We start from the raw sequence: 16917 nt of genomic DNA on the forward strand, positions 1-16917 counted from the left end.
CTAGCTGATTTTCAGGAAACGCAGTAAGCGGTTGTCACAGTAACTTTGTGTATCCAACACCAGGCGCTCCTGCATGAGTTGTAGCTGGTGAGTGAAAAACATAATGACGATACTAATTACCAGGGCGATAAAAGTAGAGTTAAACGCGACCCCCAGACTTACCGTCACGCCAGCTATATCCCCCTCTACGGCTCGATGCGCCTGTGATAATGCTTCGCCGATACCTCGTACCGTGCCAATAAATCCGATAGATGGAATAGCCCAGGTAATATAGCGAACCATTGCCAGTTCAGAATCGAGTCTGTCTCCCTCAGTTTCGCAAACCTCTTTTACAGAGTTGGAAACGGCGGCGACATTCTTGGTAGAACCGAATCTCTGCAGGGCGGTGAGTAGTGCCCTGGGAACTAAATATCGTCGCTCCTCTTCAGGAAGGGCTTGTATCGGGCGGGATAAATCACGGGTATCCTCGGGAAGAATAGGAGTTCCCTCGCTGATATTAAGTAGAGCTTTGTCCAGTAATTTTCGCTCGCGAATGCTTCTCTGTGCCTTCAGTCCCATAATGGCCATTGCCCACAACATCAGAACAAAGCAGGCCTCTTGCTCATAGTCGCGCATCACAATGTAGATAGAGCGTTGTTGAACGTAGGTTTCCCCAGCGGCCTCCCTCGCCAGTTGCTCCTCAATTAGCGCATCTGCATTAGGGCGAATAATGGCGACATAAATCGCGTGGACCAAAATAATAGACCCCAGAAGAGCAAAGACCTGGAAGACAAAATCCGATGATTTAAATTTCATGGCGATACTCGCTAGAAGCTATTTCTATATATCTACGGGAAAGGAAACCGATAAGTCTTCGGAGATTTCTTCCGAGGCCTTATAGTCATCTGAATTACTTTTATTCCTAGTTATTGGTGCTTCTTTCTTGGGGATTACTGCCGCTGTTTGTTGGTTCTCTTCCGGCTTGTTTTCATCTTCTGCGTACGCGAAGTTGATAAATAGAAGCAGTAAAGTAAGTAATAAAAATTTCACACTAGTCTCCTAATTCACCCAGCGGGCAAGGCGGAAGCCAATATCATTACGAGCGGACTCTCCGTAATCACGGTAGGAGAGACGTAACTCAGTCAACCCCGAATGACGCCAACTGGAACCACGTATTACATGGAAGTCCCCATCCTCTGGACCGACAGGGTTTTCTTCGATACGTCGGGATAACCCGGTCCCTATCGTGTATAGATCGTGAATCCATTCAGAGACATTTCCACCTAAGTCATAAATACCAAAAGCATTAGGACTGTAGCTACCTACCGGTGAGGTAGCTGCGTAACGATCACTGTAGGTGCGAAGGACTGCAGGAACTAGTTTTGTGGCAGTAGTATCTGCGTAGTTTCCGGAATTGCTCTTTATTGGTAGCTCATTTCCCCAAGGGAATTTTTTCATGGTGCCTTGATCGTATCGTGCAACCCAGGCCCATTCGGCTTCAGTCGGTAAACGATAACCGTTGGCTGCGCCATCAAAGCCGACAACACGCCCGGCTTCCGTCAAATAGACCGGTGTGAGACCGTCTCTTTCACTGAGCCAATTGCAAAATAGCACTGCCTCTACCCAACTGACATTTACAACTGGCAGATTGTCATTGTCGAGACTGACACCATTTATATGGCTTGAGGTATGCAGGCGCTTGAAACGCCGATATTCCCGGTTAGTAACTTCAGTGGTCCCAATATAGAAAGGCCGATTTAGAGATACCTGACGCATAACCTCGTTTGCCCGCCGCCCCTGTTCTCGCCGGGATGATCCCATGGTAAATACGGCGTTGGGGCGCATGAGTTTCATGGTGCCGCCAGCTGCGTGACGCAAAGTTGATGGGGTTTCTCTCCAGCGCGCTTGTTTGGATGTAAGCAGTACCGCTCTGACAGTTTGCTCCAGTTTGGTGCTGGGAATGACACGAGTGTCAAATTCCTGGTAGCCCTGTTTACGTACGACAATGTTATGGCTGCGGGCTGGCAGGTTGAAAGTTTGTCCACTGTTCCCGGCGTATTGACCATCAATGTAAACTTCCGCATCTGGAGGGACGCTACTGACGTGTACCCTGCCGTACACAGCATTTAGGTTTATATTCAGGTCACGCTGTGTTCCAGCACCGAGGTCAACAGTGTGCTCAATAGAGGCGTAGCCATCCTTGAAGAAGCGAAGTCTATGTCTGTGGCCGGAGGCCAATTCCAGTTCCAGTGGGGTATGACCACGAAACTCTCCGTTGACCGTCACTCCCGCTCCCTCTGGGGTGGTAACAACACGTAAAAGTCCATCAGCGGGTCCCAGGCTGACGGTTGCTAGCGTTTGATCGACACCGGCTGTAACAGCGACAGGAATATCGACAGTTTTATGTTCCGGCAGTGAAATGGATACGGTTCTGTCGCCCTGAACTAATTCAGTGGTCAGTGGTGTTCTGCCGAGAACTTTTCCTTCAACCGTGACCGTGGCCCCGGGAGGGTTGCTGCTGACGGTGATATTGGCCCAGGCCGGTCGAAGTGCGACCTCCAGTGTGTGGGTATTGTCTAGCCCCTCAACATTGATTTCACTGGTGAACGGCAAGTACCGGTCTGATAGGACAGTCACACGCATAGGACCTGCGTTGATTGCTTCCACAAGACCATTTTTATTGGGTACTTCCCGTCCATTAATAAGAATTTTTACTGGTACAGGGGGCGTTGTTTTAACCTGTAGGTGGCCTGGAAGTTTTTCCAGGGAAACGGAGTGGCGACTGTGCCCGTCACGTTTTACTTCGACTTCGCCGCTCTGGGGTAAATAGCCGTCAGCACTGATCGTGAATTGATAATTACCAGGTAAAACCAAATGTCCATCGCCCAGAGGGATGGCGAACCCACTGACTTTGATGCGGGCATCAACCGGGTTGGTATCAAAGATTAATGACCGCGCCATAATCAGATAGCTGAGTGCAAAAATAGCGAGTAAAAGGCAACCTGCGACAATCAATGCTCGCTTAGAAAGAAAGAGTCGCGCGCGGGTAGATTTTATTTGTACCGGGGTGAATCCAACTGGCTCAATCAGGCTTTGTTCCTGAACTGGCGGCTTTTCATCCTGGACAGGTACTGCTTCCTTCACTGTCATTTATGTTTCCCTATTGCTGGTACTTATAGATTTTTCGCAATGGCATTGGTTTGGCACGCATCGCTTTATGCTCAGTCAGCCTGACCAAAGGTGGGTACACAATTTTCTATCTGCAGAAAGCTTAGCTTGCTGGCGTAATCTGCATGGAGATTTATAGGGTGTTTGTCACAGAACACCTCGTTTCGCTCAGCTCAACGAGGTGTCTGTTATCATCGCAGCTCATTACGGAAAATCTTATTTTTAGAGTTTATGCTGCTGTCTGGGTTCTCTCATTTAACTATTATTGGCACCGTTTATCCTTTCGGCACATTGGATAACAACTTCGGTTGTGGGCTTACCTGGTTTTACAACAAACTCTTGGCGAACGTCTCGGTAACCTTCTCTGGTACCAATGGCGATATAGCGCCCAGGTTTCAGCGCGATTTCCCGTTGGTCAAAATTACCTAATTTCCCTACATGGTAAATGGTGACACTGGTGGTTCGATCCGACTTGAATTTAACCGGTAAGGGGATCAGGGCTTGTGTCAGGGCATTTTCAAGGTCTTCAATTTGTCTTTGCAGCCTTGGGGTTTTAGTATTGAGTTTGCGAGCGTCTGTTAGTACTTGTCGGGCAAAATAGTTCCTTTTACCTTCGCCAAGGGTTAATGGATCTTGAATTAAGTCTTTTAACTGGTCATCCAGTTTTGCTCTGGCAGCAGCTCTAGCCTTGCCTGTTATTGCGTCCACCAGGCTAGAGTCCTTCTTGACCAGATCTGTATAACTTTTTAGGGCTCTGTGCCATTCTTCCTTGGTTTCTTCCATGCGGGCTTGTTGGAGGAGTTTTTCTATCTGCACTCTGTCAGCTTCATTTTGTGCTTGTGCTAAGCCGATATCGGGGGCTTTTGCTGTTGGCTTTAAGTTCTTTGCTCGATGAAAATAGGATTTTGCCGATTCAAATTTTTCTTCGGCAATTGCACCGTAGCCAGATGACATCGCGCTTTGATAATCCCTTTCTGTAATTGCACCCTCAACCTTTGCTAATAGATCCTGAGCATCGGCTGTTTCTGAGTCGATCGCGAGAGATTTCTTGAGCTGTTCCCGAGCCAAATCCAATTTGGCCTGTTTAAATGCCTTTGTTCCTTGAGTTAAGTGCCACCAAGCGAGGGGGAGTTTGTCGGCTCGCTCAATACCCTTAAGGCCTCTGGGATGGTTATTGGATATGGTTAATACCATCTTGAAAGCATCGCTGGCGGAATCCTTATCTCCCTGACTCAGAGCTCGATTACCTTCACTAATATGCGTTTCAATACGCTCGGGAATACTATCTTTCAGGTACTCTAATGCCTGGAGTGATTCCCGGTATTTTTCGAGCGCTGCCATAAAATTTCGTTTGCGATAAATTTCATCAGCTTTTAGAGCCAAGTCTTCAGCAGAATAGAATTCTTCAAAAGCCCATACTTCTACCTTTCGATCTTTGAGCTCTTCTTTGATTTCAAGAATTTCCTGGAGAACCTTTTGAACCTCCCTGCGCTGCTGCATTATTTCTGCATCGCTATAAGGAGATTTTTGGTTGCTCTCCACAGGTGCGCTGTTTCCAGGCTGTACGGAGACAATTGTATCGGCTGAACGCTTTGGTGGTTTTACAACTTGAGGAAGCCCCCAAAATACACCGACCAGTGCGCTTACCATTATCACCCCAAGAACGGCGGGCCAGTAGGACCTTTGCTCCCGTTGATGAATAGCGTTGGCAGTCGTTGACTTAGGGGATTTAGAGCTTTCCTCTCCGCCGAATGTGAATTCTGCGGGCTCTATATGAACTGTATCTTCCTTGGAGTTATCGCGGTGCTGCATAGTGATTCCGCCGTGTTATTCAATGACCCAGTGAAGATGTTGGGTATTCAGTAATAACTAATCACAATGATTAGCGTGCTTTTGGGTACCTCTAACGTGATTTAAATGCTGTTACTGACTGCGCCAGTTTCGGCTTCATAGATTTCCTTGAGAATTTCCCGCCATTGCCGATACTGATTTTCAACAGTACCTGTGAGGGTAATAGTGCGATCTTCCAGCTCAACAATTTGCGGTTCTACCTCTGCCTCGATGGAGTCTCCTAATTCTTGCAGAGCTTCCAAATGCATCTTGGCATCGGATTTTCGGTCAAATGCACTTTTAACAAGATAGCCCCCGGCACCGATCCCAACCTGCCCAGCTGCCTGGGCGCTTCCAGTACCAGCGCCAGCAGCTGCAATACCTCCAATAATGGCTGCTGCCCCCATAATTGTGTGATTGCGGGCTTTGCGCTTTAACTCTCGCATCTCCCTTACTTCTTCATAGCTGCGGGCTCGCCACTCCTGATAGGGAACTTCCATACTTTTGGCGAAGGTGCCGTAGTACTCCTGCAGAGTGTCGACAAACAGATAATCTCTTTCCCGTATTTTTCTTACCCTCTGTAACATGGGGTCATTCTCTGCGGGTAAAGCACTTAAAAAATAGACACCCTCAGCACTTTGAGTTAAATAGCGATTGAATGCCTGGGGAGAAAAATCCCGTGCAAATCGCATCTCAGAAATTGTGCGCAGCTCTACGATTTGCTGATTTGAAAGTTTTTGTCGGTAATTCAGCATGTCGTTAGCAATACGGTTATAGATTCCCTGAAAAGCATCTCCTTCAGTAGGGTGCTTTCGGTCGTAGGCATAGTGGGATGCGTTCTCTGAATACTGCTTGGTAAACCACAACTGCCCCCGGGAATCGGATACGGTGATTTCCACCGTCAGCTTTTCTCCATCAGATTGCAAAATACGCCCGGATACGGTCACATCAATATTGGTGCGGCTCGATGGAATAACCCTTACAGCTCCCCACCCCAGGCTGGACTGCAATGAATCGGCAAGGGTGACAGCCATATAGCGGGATTCAGCTTGACGAAGTTCGGGAAAAACAAGCTCATCTTCATCTGCTTGTGCTGTATCGAGACCTGGATTGAATTGAATAACGCCGACATCCAGCAGTCTCTCTTCGGGAACATTGTTATCTTCGATTGTTAGCGGAGTAAATGCGGTAGTTCTGACTTCGGTAGTGGTACAACCATTGATAACAACAAGAGTTAGAAAAAATGCTGCGACTCTTGCTATGAACTGATACTTAACCGGTCGGTTTTTTTGGTTGGTCGACATATCGGCGTTCTCCAAGACTACTGCGTTGCACTTTTATACTTGCGATACTCTTCCCAAAGCTTTTCGCGCAATTCGGGGTCAGTCTCGCGTGTGGCAGCTTCACGAATCTGTCGAGCTACGACGTCATCATCTGTACCACTGGGTATATCGGCGGGCACAACTGCCTGTGAACCACCGTGATTAAAATCACCCTTACGTCCAGAGGCGGGCAGTCCGGGACCGGTTATTTGTCCACTGGAGTTATTATTTTTGGGGCCGTTACCTGATGTTGGGCCTGCATTGGGGGGAGGTGGAATTTCGGCTTCTGCAGATTGGATTAAGTCTTCTAGGGATTCCCCTGCTGGTGGTGCCTCATCCATCGCTTCTTCTTTATTTTCTTCGGAGGCTGATCCCGGTCTGTTTCTTACAAAGTCGCGCTCTCGCAAAATCATGCCGTCATAGCTGACCATAGTGGATTCAAACTGGCCCTCAAGTTCTGCAACGCGATCTGCTGATGAAGTGGGAGCTTCATTGGGGGCACTGCCGGAACGTGGCGAACCACCGCCGGGTTGCCCTGAAGCTGAACTGCTGGCAGGTGCGCCGCTGGCCGATGAACTACTACTGGATGAGCTGCTACTAGAAGCTGAACTACTAGAGGCTGCGCTGGAAGACGAGGATGATTGCTCCTCCTCAGAAAAATCAATTTCTTCGGGAGGCGTTCCATCTTCACCAGACGATGGATCAGTGGGTTTCTCTCCATTTTGGCTGGTTTGTTCGGGATCCGTATAAATTGGTGGTGATGGATCATTTGAACCGTTGGGGTCCGGCATTTGATCCCCAGGTGAACTTTGATCCCTCGACTCTGATCCGCTACTTCCACTACTGGAGGACTGGCTCTGTTCTGGTCTTGCTGTAGGCATATTCGCACTGGGCTGGCTGGAAGAGCTGCTACTAGGCTGCCCACTGCTCGAAGCCGTTGATTGGCCTGATCTTTGCGAACTACTGCTGCTACTAGATTGCGATTGCGATTGCGATTGCGATTGCGATGCAGAACTGGAAGATGAACTGGAGGATGGTAGAGATGGCATTGCTGGTGGCTGTGATTGAGTTTGTTGGCTCTTGCACCCACCGGTTAAGATCGCCGCCAACGCAATTGGTACCAGTACCTTTGACAAACAGCTGTGGCGGTGAATTTTTTCTACCGCTGCTCGAGGTGTCATCTCTTTCTCTCCTAGACTGTTTGCCGGTGTGACCGCGTGAGACACATGAAGTGTTTTTCCGGTACTAGCAAATGCTCAATGTGGAACTTTAAAAATAGTTGTTATTTGATTATTTGCGTAGATTCCACATCGAGCTGGTGTCAGTGGTGATAGGTTTCTCAGTCGAATATAAAGCGTTGCACAATTCCGCGGGTTTCCACCGCCTCTCCATCTTCAAACCTTGGTCTGAATTTGGCGCGTTTTAGAATGTTTCTAACTTTTGAGCGGATCTTCACTTTATCTGAAGGGTAAGCCCTGAGTATTTTTATATTCCTCGCCTTGCCAAAAGCCGTGACATCATAGGAGACCGTAATCCGGGAATTGGCTAGGGTTTTGCTGTCCGACTCCAAAACGGGGAGCGCGGGTAAAGCCACAGGCCGTCCAAATATGTCCTCAATTTCATCGTTAGAGGCACCGTTATCCCAAAGTGCCTTGTAGGCCTCGCCGTAGGTTTGGCGTGCGGAGTGCCACTTGTTAAACATCATGTACCAGTCGCCGAGTTCAACTTTGGCTTTGGCTGAGGCTGCCGGGGGGGACTTGGGGTTTCTTTGGTAGACATCAACGATACGGGTAATGGCTTTTTTCCCGGTGTTAAAACTCTTCATCCGGTAGTGATCTAATTTGGTTCGCTGATGTGAGTCGGGGCCACTACCACCAAAGCTGGCGTTAACAAAAACTGGAGAGTTGGGTTCACCCTTATAGGTGGCCAGATAATAGTTAGTTGCTTTTAATCCGCGCAGGGCATCAACAAGGCGAAGGTCGGTGGAGCCAAAGTTTTTTGTAATAATATCTACCGCCAAACTGTAAAGATTGGTTGCACTAATTAGATGCTCAAATAGCGTGTCCCCTTTTTCCTCCACATAAGCCTGTAAATGCCAACGACTCAAGTTGTTGATTACTGGCAGCATACGGGGGTCTTTTTCGCCGTAATTTTTCTGGTAGAGCCAGTAGAGGTACTGCTGGTTGTCGTTAGCTTCTTCCCACTGATTGAGCGCTATTTGGCTCTCGATCAAGCGCTTGATCATAGGGATTTGGCTTAGTGAATAGAGCCCCTCATTGACTCTGCTAATCAGCATTGCACGACGAAATTCAGTGACAGCCTGCTCATGATCGCCAGCTTTCTGTAATGCGGTGGCCAGCCCCAAAAGCTGTTCATCAATACCGGCGCCATAAGCACCATATTGGGCTTCGAGCTCCTCTATACGTTCACGGTAATTTTCTACAGCCTCGGAGGGCCTTAGCTGTCGAGGTGTTTTCTTGAGTGGTTTCGAGGCGGCTTCAATAAAGGCTTTTGGAGGTGCATTAGTTTGGACTGCCACAGGTGCGCCATCGTCGGCCAGGGCGCCATTACACAGCAGTGCTGTGGCTGTAAACATCAAGCCGATAGCAAAGGAATTGCTGGTATCTATCTGTGTCACGATTGAACCACTTCCGTTTCATATTTGGCTTCACCGAATACCAAACAGCTGAGGTTGGAACCTGCACCTGTCAGTTTTCGGGTCTTATTTCCGCTCGCCCACTGCAACAGCGAATACGGCGGAAGTTCTCTCCTGAATGTGGTTCTCTCGACCCTGAGCGCATTGAGGGGGTATCCTCAAGCTCACAGTGACGGCGCGACTGGATGCTTATAAATGCCTGCCTGGCCGCGTATTAGTCAGTATAGCTAGCACTATGTGCCAAGAAGGAAGCTGCGGCGGGTACTTCAGCCACTTAATGCCCATTGCGCCAGCATGCCTGTGACCACCCTTTTGGTTTAGCAGTTGGGAGTGCAAATTAGGGGTGAGGGACTGTAAGTAGATGCCAAAAATTTGTTGATTACGTCCGATATCGCGACTTGGCAGCGAAGTGTAGCGAGTGGCTTGGTTGGCGCTGGTGCCACATCAGGATGGCGGAAGCTAAATAGGTGGATCATCGTCCTAACAAGTATGCTGAATTTGGGGTTAGATTACTGCTGTTGCTGTATCAGAGGTTGATCTATTTGGATTGCAGCGTAACAAGCGCCATAATCAGCTGATTCGAATTCAGAGGAGAGCTCAGTGAGTATCTATATCGATCCAGAGATCGCGGTAAGCCTTCGGGGCTATGAAGCACCCGAGAAGCTGGGCTTTGGAACCGCCATGGCCCCAGTAATGTTTCGCGCCATTTGGCAGGATGGTTGCTGGAGTAGTGGAGAGTTGATCCCCTATGCGCCTCTGACCGTCGACCCTGCTGCTAAGGTACTTCACTACGCGCAGTCATGCTTTGAAGGAATGAAGGCCTATCGAACTTCCGAGGGGGGAGCTGCACTGTTCCGGCCCGAAATGAATGCTGCACGAATGGCATATTCAGCGAAGCGCTTATGTATGCCTCCGGTTCCTGAGTCCCTGTTCCTGGATGGCGTTCGTGTTGTGACTGCTTACTGCGCTGGCCTGCTCCCGAGCAACAGCGGTGAGTCCCTGTACCTGCGTCCTTTCCTAATGGGAACCCAGCCGGACCTAACGGTTTCAGCCAGTAATGCCTATGAATTTTATGTAATAGCTAGTCCCTCGGAAGCCTACCATTCCGGCAATATGCGTTTGTGGGTTGAGAGAGAAGATGCTCGAGCTGCAGTAGGGGGAACTGGGGATGCTAAAGTTGGCGGAAATTATGCCAGTTCTCTACTTAGTATCGGCCGCCTTAAAGAGCGAGGTTATGATCAGTCGCTTTGGTTGAGCCCCTCTAATCGGCAGAGTATCGATGAGCTGTCAGGGATGAATTTTTTTGCGGTCATTGATGGCACTATATATACCCCAGCGTTGAACGGCTCAATTCTCGAGGGCATCACACGATATTCTCTGATCCAGCTTGCGGAGGGATTGGGGTACAAGGTTGTTGAGCGGGCGATCCCGATTGATGAGCTGTTAGAGCAGATAGCTTCTGGAGACTGTAGCGAAGCTTTTGCTTGCGGTACTGCTGCAATAATCAGTCCTATCAGCGTAATTGGTGATGGCGATAGAGAGTACGAACTAGCCGATGCCCCAGGTCCTGTTGCAGAGCGTTTGCGACAAGCACTGCTGGATATTCAGGAGGGGCGTTCTGAGGATGCTTACGGGTGGATGCACCCTGTTGAGCCTGTAGTTTAAGTACTAAATCTTCGTACCCGGGCAGTCTCCAAGGCTGCTTGGGTCTAGTAACCAGCTTTTCCCCACCATAAATCCTGCTTTATCCTTCGCGGGTTTTTTTGTAGCAGTGTTTTCTATTTACTTGTTTCCAAGCGAAACGCTCGCGTAAACATTCCCGCCAATTTAATTGAGTTTGTTGACTTGTGCGACCTTAACACCTAAAAGTGAAGGGGTTAAATAAGAAATAAATTGGAGCTTGAGAGTGGCCTGATTGCGGTACACCTCATTTTGACCAGCAGTTCCAAGATCAATTTGAGCTAATAGGTCTCGCTTATAGTTCCTTGCACAGTTGAGGATAACGAGATGTTGACCCATATGCTTGGCCTTATGCTGCAACCACGTAGACAGTGGCAGCTTATTGGCAGTCTCTCTGAACGTAATCTGCGTAGACAGGTTCCTTATGTCATCGTTCTGGCATTACTTCCTGCAGCTGCGTGGTATTTTGGCACGACACAGGTTGGTTGGACGATTGGCACTGGTGCCCCGGTGAGAATTACGGGCCAAAGTGCTTTGGAATTGGTCGCCGTATTTTATTGCACAATGGTTTTGGCTGTCACTGCTATTGGTTATTTCATCCATTGGATGGCCAAGACTTACGGAGCTGAAACTCACCCCCTTAAAGGCGTAGTTGTAGCGGGTTTCACTGCCACGCCTATTTTTATTGTGGGTATTGCAGGGATTTACCCTGTGTTGTGGCTGGACATACTGCTCGCAACTCTGGCGGTTGCTTACGCCGTCTATCTGCTTTATTTGGGAATTCCTATTGTGATGGGTGTTTCTGAAGAGCGTGGCTTCCTTTTTGCCAGTGCAATTATTACGGTGTCACTCGTCATGGCAGTCATTATTATGGTTGCTACAGTTCTATTCTGGAGCTATGTATCCGCACCGGTCTTTTACTCCTCTTGAGTAGTTTGGGCTCGTAGCTACCGCCAGATGTAAATGTCGTTTCAGGCATTTTCGCCAGGCGATTTAGGGCTGGGGATACAAGCTATCGACGTCGTACCCGGTGAAGGGGCTCATATTCATGGGTACGGCGAAGTCTCTTCTATCCTGGCTGTAACGACAATGCGTAAAGTAAATGACCGCCTTTCGGGGTTTCTTGAAGAATTCAACAGCTCTATGAAAGAGCTCTACTCAAAGGGCTTTGAGTTCAACCCCATCAATGTTCGGGAATCGACCACAAAGTTTATAGATAAGTATGTCACTGATATTCCAGATGTTGCCTCGGTAGGAGATGGCATTATCTATGCCTCTGGATACGACGTACCTGTAAGAGTCTTTGTCCCCTATCCCGATGAAGTTCTACCTGTTCTTCTCTATTTTCATGGCGGTGGCCATGTAGCCGGAAACGTTTATTCATTTGACCCGATTTGCAGAAAGATTGCCCGGGAGACTCGACATATTGTTGTTGCGCCTGAGTACCGGTTGGCCCCTGAGAATCGCTATCCGAGCGCGGTAACAGATTGCTATGCCGCAGTTGTTGGGGTTTGGGCGGCACTGGACAGATTGGGCTTATATTATCAACCGAGTTTGTCTGTCGCTGGGGACTCTGCAGGTGGCGCTCTGGCCGCCACAATGTCTCACCTGGCTCAATTTGACTACAGCGTTAAGATTAAAAAGCAGGTTTTAATTTATCCGGTTCTCGATTACACCATGCATTTACGGTCCCATGAAGAGAATGCGGTAGGCTATTTTTTAGAGGCACGAAAATCAATTTGGTACTTGGGGCAATATTTTGCTGAGGGGCAGTGTAGAAAAAAAGCATCCCCTCTTTTTATGGATTTTACGGCAGCTCTTCCTGAAACCTTAGTTTTTACCGTAGAGTTTTGCCCGCACCGGGATACTGGGGATATTTACTACCGGAAAGTGGAAGAGGTGGGTGTTAGATCTGAAAATGTTCACTTTTCCGATATGATTCATCCATTTTTGATTCTTGAAGACTTGGTGAAAGGGGAGTGCGCAAAAGTTTATGCCGGTATGAATAGTTTCCTGAATGACTAAACTTACGGCTTTCCTTTTGTAATTGAGTACTGGTAAGATAATTTATACCCGTTATCAAACTCTAGTATTTCTTCTGAATTTATTGATCTTTCGATCACTATCTCCGCTATTGATTTAATAACTTGTTTAGGTTCTGCGTCCATGCAATGTATGCTCATGGAGTTAATGGCCATGTCAGCGCTAATTACTCGGTGTTCAACAACCTGAATGAGCAACTGCTTATCACTTTGGTAGAGCTTGAAACCAGGCCCCTCCGTCATCCATTTTTTGTACTTTGTAGCGCCCCACGGGCCTTTGCACTTTATTGCTTGATATTGAGTTGATGATATTTTGATATAGATAGGCTCGCTTCCTTTGATATCTGTACTTTTATCGATAGGTTGTTCTGTGTAGAGGTTTGATCCATTAGGAGCAGAGATCTGTATCACTATCATTTCGGCAGCAGCGTCAAGTGAGCAGAATACGTAAATAAGAAAACACAAAAACTGACATTTTTTAATTGAAGTGCTGGCCATCTTGATTTCAATAAGTGGTTTTTGTTTTTGGGAGTATGGCGCTTAAATGAATTTCTAGGGTTGTCTTCTGTACTAATAATAGCGCCTTGATAACGAGGTGTTGGTTGGATAGTATCAAAGTGTGTATTTAGTCCTGTTTTCACCTTTAAATTGGTACAGGAGTACCAATTTGAGGTTTGAGTAGCTCAATTGACAATAATTTATATAAAAGGTGTGGCTATGAAGACTTTAGCGTATATGGGAGTAATTCTGGCATTAATAGTACCCGTTGGATGTTCTGAACGGCCTGAATCCAGAGTTGAGGACAGTTCCAGTAAGGTTGATTTTCAAAAGCAACTACTAAAAAAACTGATATCCGCAAAGACTGGGGATGTTATTACTATTCCTGAGGGTAAATTCCATATCAATCGTAGTTTATCCCTGAATATTGATGGAGTAACGCTACGTGGAGCTGGCATGGATAAATCTGTCCTCTCCTTTGAGGGGCAAATTCAGGGTGCTGAGGGGATATTAGTTAATGCCAGTAACTTTACTATTGAGGGGTTGGCTATTGAGGATACCATAGGCGATGCCCTGAAAATTAATGAGGGCAAAAACATTATCATCAGGGATGTTCGTGTTGAATGGACCAATGGCCCGTCTACCCAAAATGGTGCCTATGGTATTTATCCTGTACAGACTGAAAATACTTTAATCGATGGTGTGGTAGCTATTGGCGCTTCAGATGCTGGAATTTATGTCGGTCAGTCGCGGAATGTTATTGTTCGCAATAGCCGCGCAGAATTTAATGTGGCGGGTATTGAGGTAGAGAATACGATCGGTGCAGATGTTTACAACAATATTGCTGTGAATAATACTGGGGGAATTCTTGTTTTTAACATGCCTAATCTTCCGCAGCCAGGGCACAGTACACGTATCTACAATAACCAGATAAAGAATAATAATACTGGAAATTTTGGTCATGAGGGCACGCCGGTTGCTGCCGTGCCAGCAGGATCTGGGGTGGTTATTAACTCGAATGATCGGGTGGAGATTTTTGGAAATGATATTTCTGATAATGATACTGCTAACATATTGATCAGCAGCTATTTTACGGCTGGATACTATAGTGATAAGTCTACGCAGGCTGATTTTGACCCATACCCAGAGGGGATCTATATCTATGCCAATAACTTTTCTGGCGGTGGTACATCGCCAGATCATCTTAAGTTAAAAGCTCTGAAGTTAGCTATGTTTGGAATATCAGGTACACTGCCGGATATTCTTTGGGATGGAGTGGTTGATCAAAGTAAACTGGTGGATGGTCAAATACCTGAAGCATTAAAGTTATGTATTGATAACGAGCCTGCAGGAATTCTCAATATAGATTTTGGAAATGAGTATAAGAATATATCCACGGATATAGAACCTCATCAGTGTCATTTGGAAAAGCTTGCCAAAGTAGTTTTAGACTTTGATTCAAAGCTGGAAAATGAAGACCATTTGGCAGTGATAGAGGTAGCTAATGAAGAATAATAATCAAATAAGTAGGAAGCTTATCTACTCTATTTGGAGCCTTATATTATTGATTGGCCTTGCGGGGTGTGAATCATATAAAAAGGATGTTCATTTATTCCCAGTAGAAGAGGTGCCCGAAAAACTCAGTGCATGGAATTTATTGAGGATGGAGAAAGGTATGCTCTTCCCTGCGGAAAGAGCATTACCCTATGATTTAAATACGGGTTTATTTACCGATTATGCTCATAAGTTCAGAACCGTCTGGCTGCCTGAGGGGGCTTTTGCAACCTACGGAGAAGAACAGTTTAATTACCCTGTCGGAACTATCTTAAGCAAGACATTTTACTATCCACAGGAGAGTAGTGGTGCAGTTCGCCGTACCGATGACTTTTCTGCGGATTATGTTGAGGGGCGCTTTGGGCAGGCACTTGATTTAAATCGTGTCCGTCTCGTTGAGACACGGCTTTTAATCCGCAGGCAGGAAAATTGGCAGGCGCTGCCCTATGTCTGGAATAAAGAGCAGACTGAGGCAACTCTTGAGATTGCTGGTGATGTGAAAAATTTTCAGTTGGTTAGCCTGAACGGACAGCAGGAAAACCTTAGTTATGTAGTACCTGACGCCAATCAATGTGCTGGTTGTCATGCAGAAAAGTTTACTGACAAAGCCATTTCTCCTCTCGGCCCTAAGGCTCGACATCTGAATAAAGACTTTCCCTACCGTAGCGGAGTAGAAAATCAATTGCTGTTTTGGCAAAAAGCCGGCTATTTACGTGGGCTGCCTGATCTGAAAAGTTTGCCGAGAAATGCCAATATTTACGATGCGACTGTGTCTCTGGAAGATCGCGCCAGGGCTTATTTGGATATCAATTGTGGCCACTGTCACAATCCCTCTGGGCCGGCAGATACCTCAGGGCTTATGTTGCATCATAGCGAAACTGATTGGCGCAAACTCGGGCTATGTAAACCGCCTATTGCTGCGGGTACAGGCAGTGGAGGGCATTTATTCGCAATAGTACCGGGAGAGCCTGAAAATTCTATTTTGAATTTTCGTGTAGAGTCTACCGCGCCTGGGGCCATGATGCCTGAATTAGGTAGAAGCATGGTGCATACAGAGGGCGTTGAATTACTAAAGCAGTGGGTAAGCTCCCTACCGGGAAGCTGCACTTAATCTTTATTGGAAGCTATCTGGAAAGAGCTATATGAAGAGGAGTTGGGTATGGAGGGGACAACTCCATACCCGTTTCCTGGAGACGAGTAATTCAGAAAGATTCAGCCGTATGCTGCAGTTTCAGCAACAACTGTTGCCGCTGGAATTAATCCGTTGATCATCAAGGTGACGGTGCGTTCCAACAGCGGTGAGTCGATAGCAATAGCACCACTCAAAATTTCATACTCAAGGTTCAGGATCGTACCGTGAGCAATTTGTGCAGCCGCTTCAGAATCCGCTAGACCCAGTAATTGGAAGAATTCCTTGATCATTGACTCTCTGGCGTGATTGGCCATCCGCACCGCGCGGGTCAGCTGCTCATTGCGAAGCGCTTCATTGCGGAATGCCAGTTCAACCAATCTGCGATCCCGGTCTTCAGCCTGGGTGCGGACATGAGTAAGAATAAAACGGGTCAATTGTTGAATCAGCAGTTTACGACTGCTATGTGACGCCCGTTCTTGTGCGGATAAATTCCGTGCCGCACTAAAACTCTCTTCATGCAGTTGGCGTGTAGCCTCGAGTCCCTGCTCAACAAAATAAGTAAATGAATCGCTGATCAGGTCATTCAGGTCTTTGAAATAATAAGTAGTAGCCGCGAGAGGAACGTTAGCTTCGCGGGCGACTGCACGGTGCCTGATGCCGCGGATACCTTCTTTAACGATCAGTCTCAGGGTGGCCTCTAGAATCGCCTTGCGCCGCAGACGGCTATCTGCGCGTTGGGCCCGGCGGCCGTGGTAGACCAATTCAGACTTTCCAGTGTCTACAGTCATAGCATTATCCCTGTCTTATTGCGTTGGCGCCGATAGCAAGGTGAAGCTGGTCGGCCGTGCCATTCTAGCCAAACAAAATTAAAAAAAGGGAATAATGCTATTACATTCGATTACACGAATATTGCACTGGTACAGCGCAATAAATGTAAAAAAGTGGGGATTTGATGATGTATCTCATCATACTGAAAAAGTGAAAGATGAAAAATCCGCAAGATACAGATTAGTGAGGGGGTTCACATTTTGGCTTTTGGTGAAAAAATTAAGTTCT

Annotated in this window: 14 protein-coding genes; 5 read left to right on the plus strand and 9 right to left on the minus strand. The window is 47.2% G+C overall.

All coding sequences use genetic code 11. The features are described from left to right. The 7 genes from ACJJIM_RS00755 to ACJJIM_RS00785 form a co-directional block, all read right to left on the minus strand. Nucleotides 1-795: a MotA/TolQ/ExbB proton channel family protein gene (locus tag ACJJIM_RS00755; RefSeq protein WP_282934287.1), complete on the minus strand. Its 795-nt coding sequence runs from the start codon at nt 793-795 to the stop codon at nt 1-3. Between the two features lie 24 nt (nt 796-819). Continuing rightward, nucleotides 820-1029: a hypothetical protein gene (locus ACJJIM_RS00760; RefSeq protein ID WP_413664372.1), complete on the minus strand. Its 210-nt coding sequence runs from the start codon at nt 1027-1029 to the stop codon at nt 820-822. Between the two features lie 9 nt (nt 1030-1038). Further along, nucleotides 1039-3129, minus strand: coding sequence for an SUMF1/EgtB/PvdO family nonheme iron enzyme (locus ACJJIM_RS00765; RefSeq protein ID WP_444912111.1), 2091 nt, complete (start codon nt 3127-3129; stop codon nt 1039-1041). 273 nt (nt 3130-3402) lie between these two features. Next, nucleotides 3403-4959: a hypothetical protein gene (locus ACJJIM_RS00770; protein ID WP_444912112.1), complete on the minus strand. Its 1557-nt coding sequence runs from the start codon at nt 4957-4959 to the stop codon at nt 3403-3405. 101 nt (nt 4960-5060) lie between these two features. Next, nucleotides 5061-6281, minus strand: a complete 1221-nt coding sequence (locus tag ACJJIM_RS00775) for a hypothetical protein (protein WP_444912113.1) — start codon at nt 6279-6281, stop codon at nt 5061-5063. A gap of 17 nt (nt 6282-6298) precedes the next feature. Beyond that, a complete protein-coding gene (locus ACJJIM_RS00780; RefSeq protein WP_444912114.1) occupies nt 6299-7180 on the minus strand; it encodes a hypothetical protein in 882 nt (293 codons plus the stop codon). Nucleotides 7181-7638: 458 nt separating this feature from the next. Beyond that, a complete protein-coding gene (locus ACJJIM_RS00785; protein WP_444912115.1) occupies nt 7639-8937 on the minus strand; it encodes a hypothetical protein in 1299 nt (432 codons plus the stop codon). A gap of 618 nt (nt 8938-9555) precedes the next feature. Here ACJJIM_RS00785 and ACJJIM_RS00790 point away from each other — a divergent pair. From ACJJIM_RS00790 to ACJJIM_RS00800, 3 genes are all read left to right on the plus strand, one after another. Beyond that, entirely contained in the window at nt 9556-10620 is a 1065-nt protein-coding gene (locus ACJJIM_RS00790) for a branched-chain amino acid aminotransferase (RefSeq protein WP_444912116.1), read from the plus strand. A 342-nt stretch (nt 10621-10962) separates the two neighbouring features. Continuing rightward, a complete protein-coding gene (locus tag ACJJIM_RS00795; RefSeq protein ID WP_444895205.1) occupies nt 10963-11565 on the plus strand; it encodes a Yip1 family protein in 603 nt (200 codons plus the stop codon). 33 nt (nt 11566-11598) lie between these two features. After that, nucleotides 11599-12660: an alpha/beta hydrolase gene (locus ACJJIM_RS00800; protein ID WP_444912117.1), complete on the plus strand. Its 1062-nt coding sequence runs from the start codon at nt 11599-11601 to the stop codon at nt 12658-12660. Nucleotides 12661-12662: 2 nt separating this feature from the next. Here ACJJIM_RS00800 and ACJJIM_RS00805 read toward each other — a convergent pair whose 3' ends face one another. Beyond that, nucleotides 12663-13175: a hypothetical protein gene (locus ACJJIM_RS00805; RefSeq protein WP_444912118.1), complete on the minus strand. Its 513-nt coding sequence runs from the start codon at nt 13173-13175 to the stop codon at nt 12663-12665. 219 nt (nt 13176-13394) lie between these two features. Here ACJJIM_RS00805 and ACJJIM_RS00810 point away from each other — a divergent pair, with 219 nt between their 5' ends. Continuing rightward, complete coding sequence (locus tag ACJJIM_RS00810; protein WP_444912119.1) at nt 13395-14690, plus strand: parallel beta-helix domain-containing protein; 1296 nt, start codon at nt 13395-13397, stop codon at nt 14688-14690. Beyond that, nucleotides 14680-15840, plus strand: coding sequence for an SO2930 family diheme c-type cytochrome (locus ACJJIM_RS00815; RefSeq protein ID WP_444912120.1), 1161 nt, complete (start codon nt 14680-14682; stop codon nt 15838-15840). The genes ACJJIM_RS00810 and ACJJIM_RS00815 overlap by 11 nt, the downstream gene beginning before the upstream one ends. 101 nt (nt 15841-15941) lie before the next feature. Here ACJJIM_RS00815 and ACJJIM_RS00820 read toward each other — a convergent pair whose 3' ends face one another. Then, nucleotides 15942-16649 carry a TetR/AcrR family transcriptional regulator gene (locus ACJJIM_RS00820; protein WP_282934272.1) on the minus strand — a complete coding sequence of 236 codons (708 nt, stop codon included), beginning with the start codon at nt 16647-16649 and terminating at the stop codon, nt 15942-15944. Nucleotides 16650-16917: the final 268 nt, after the last annotated feature.

Source organism: Microbulbifer maximicatervae (SeqCode) (genome assembly GCF_052467615.1).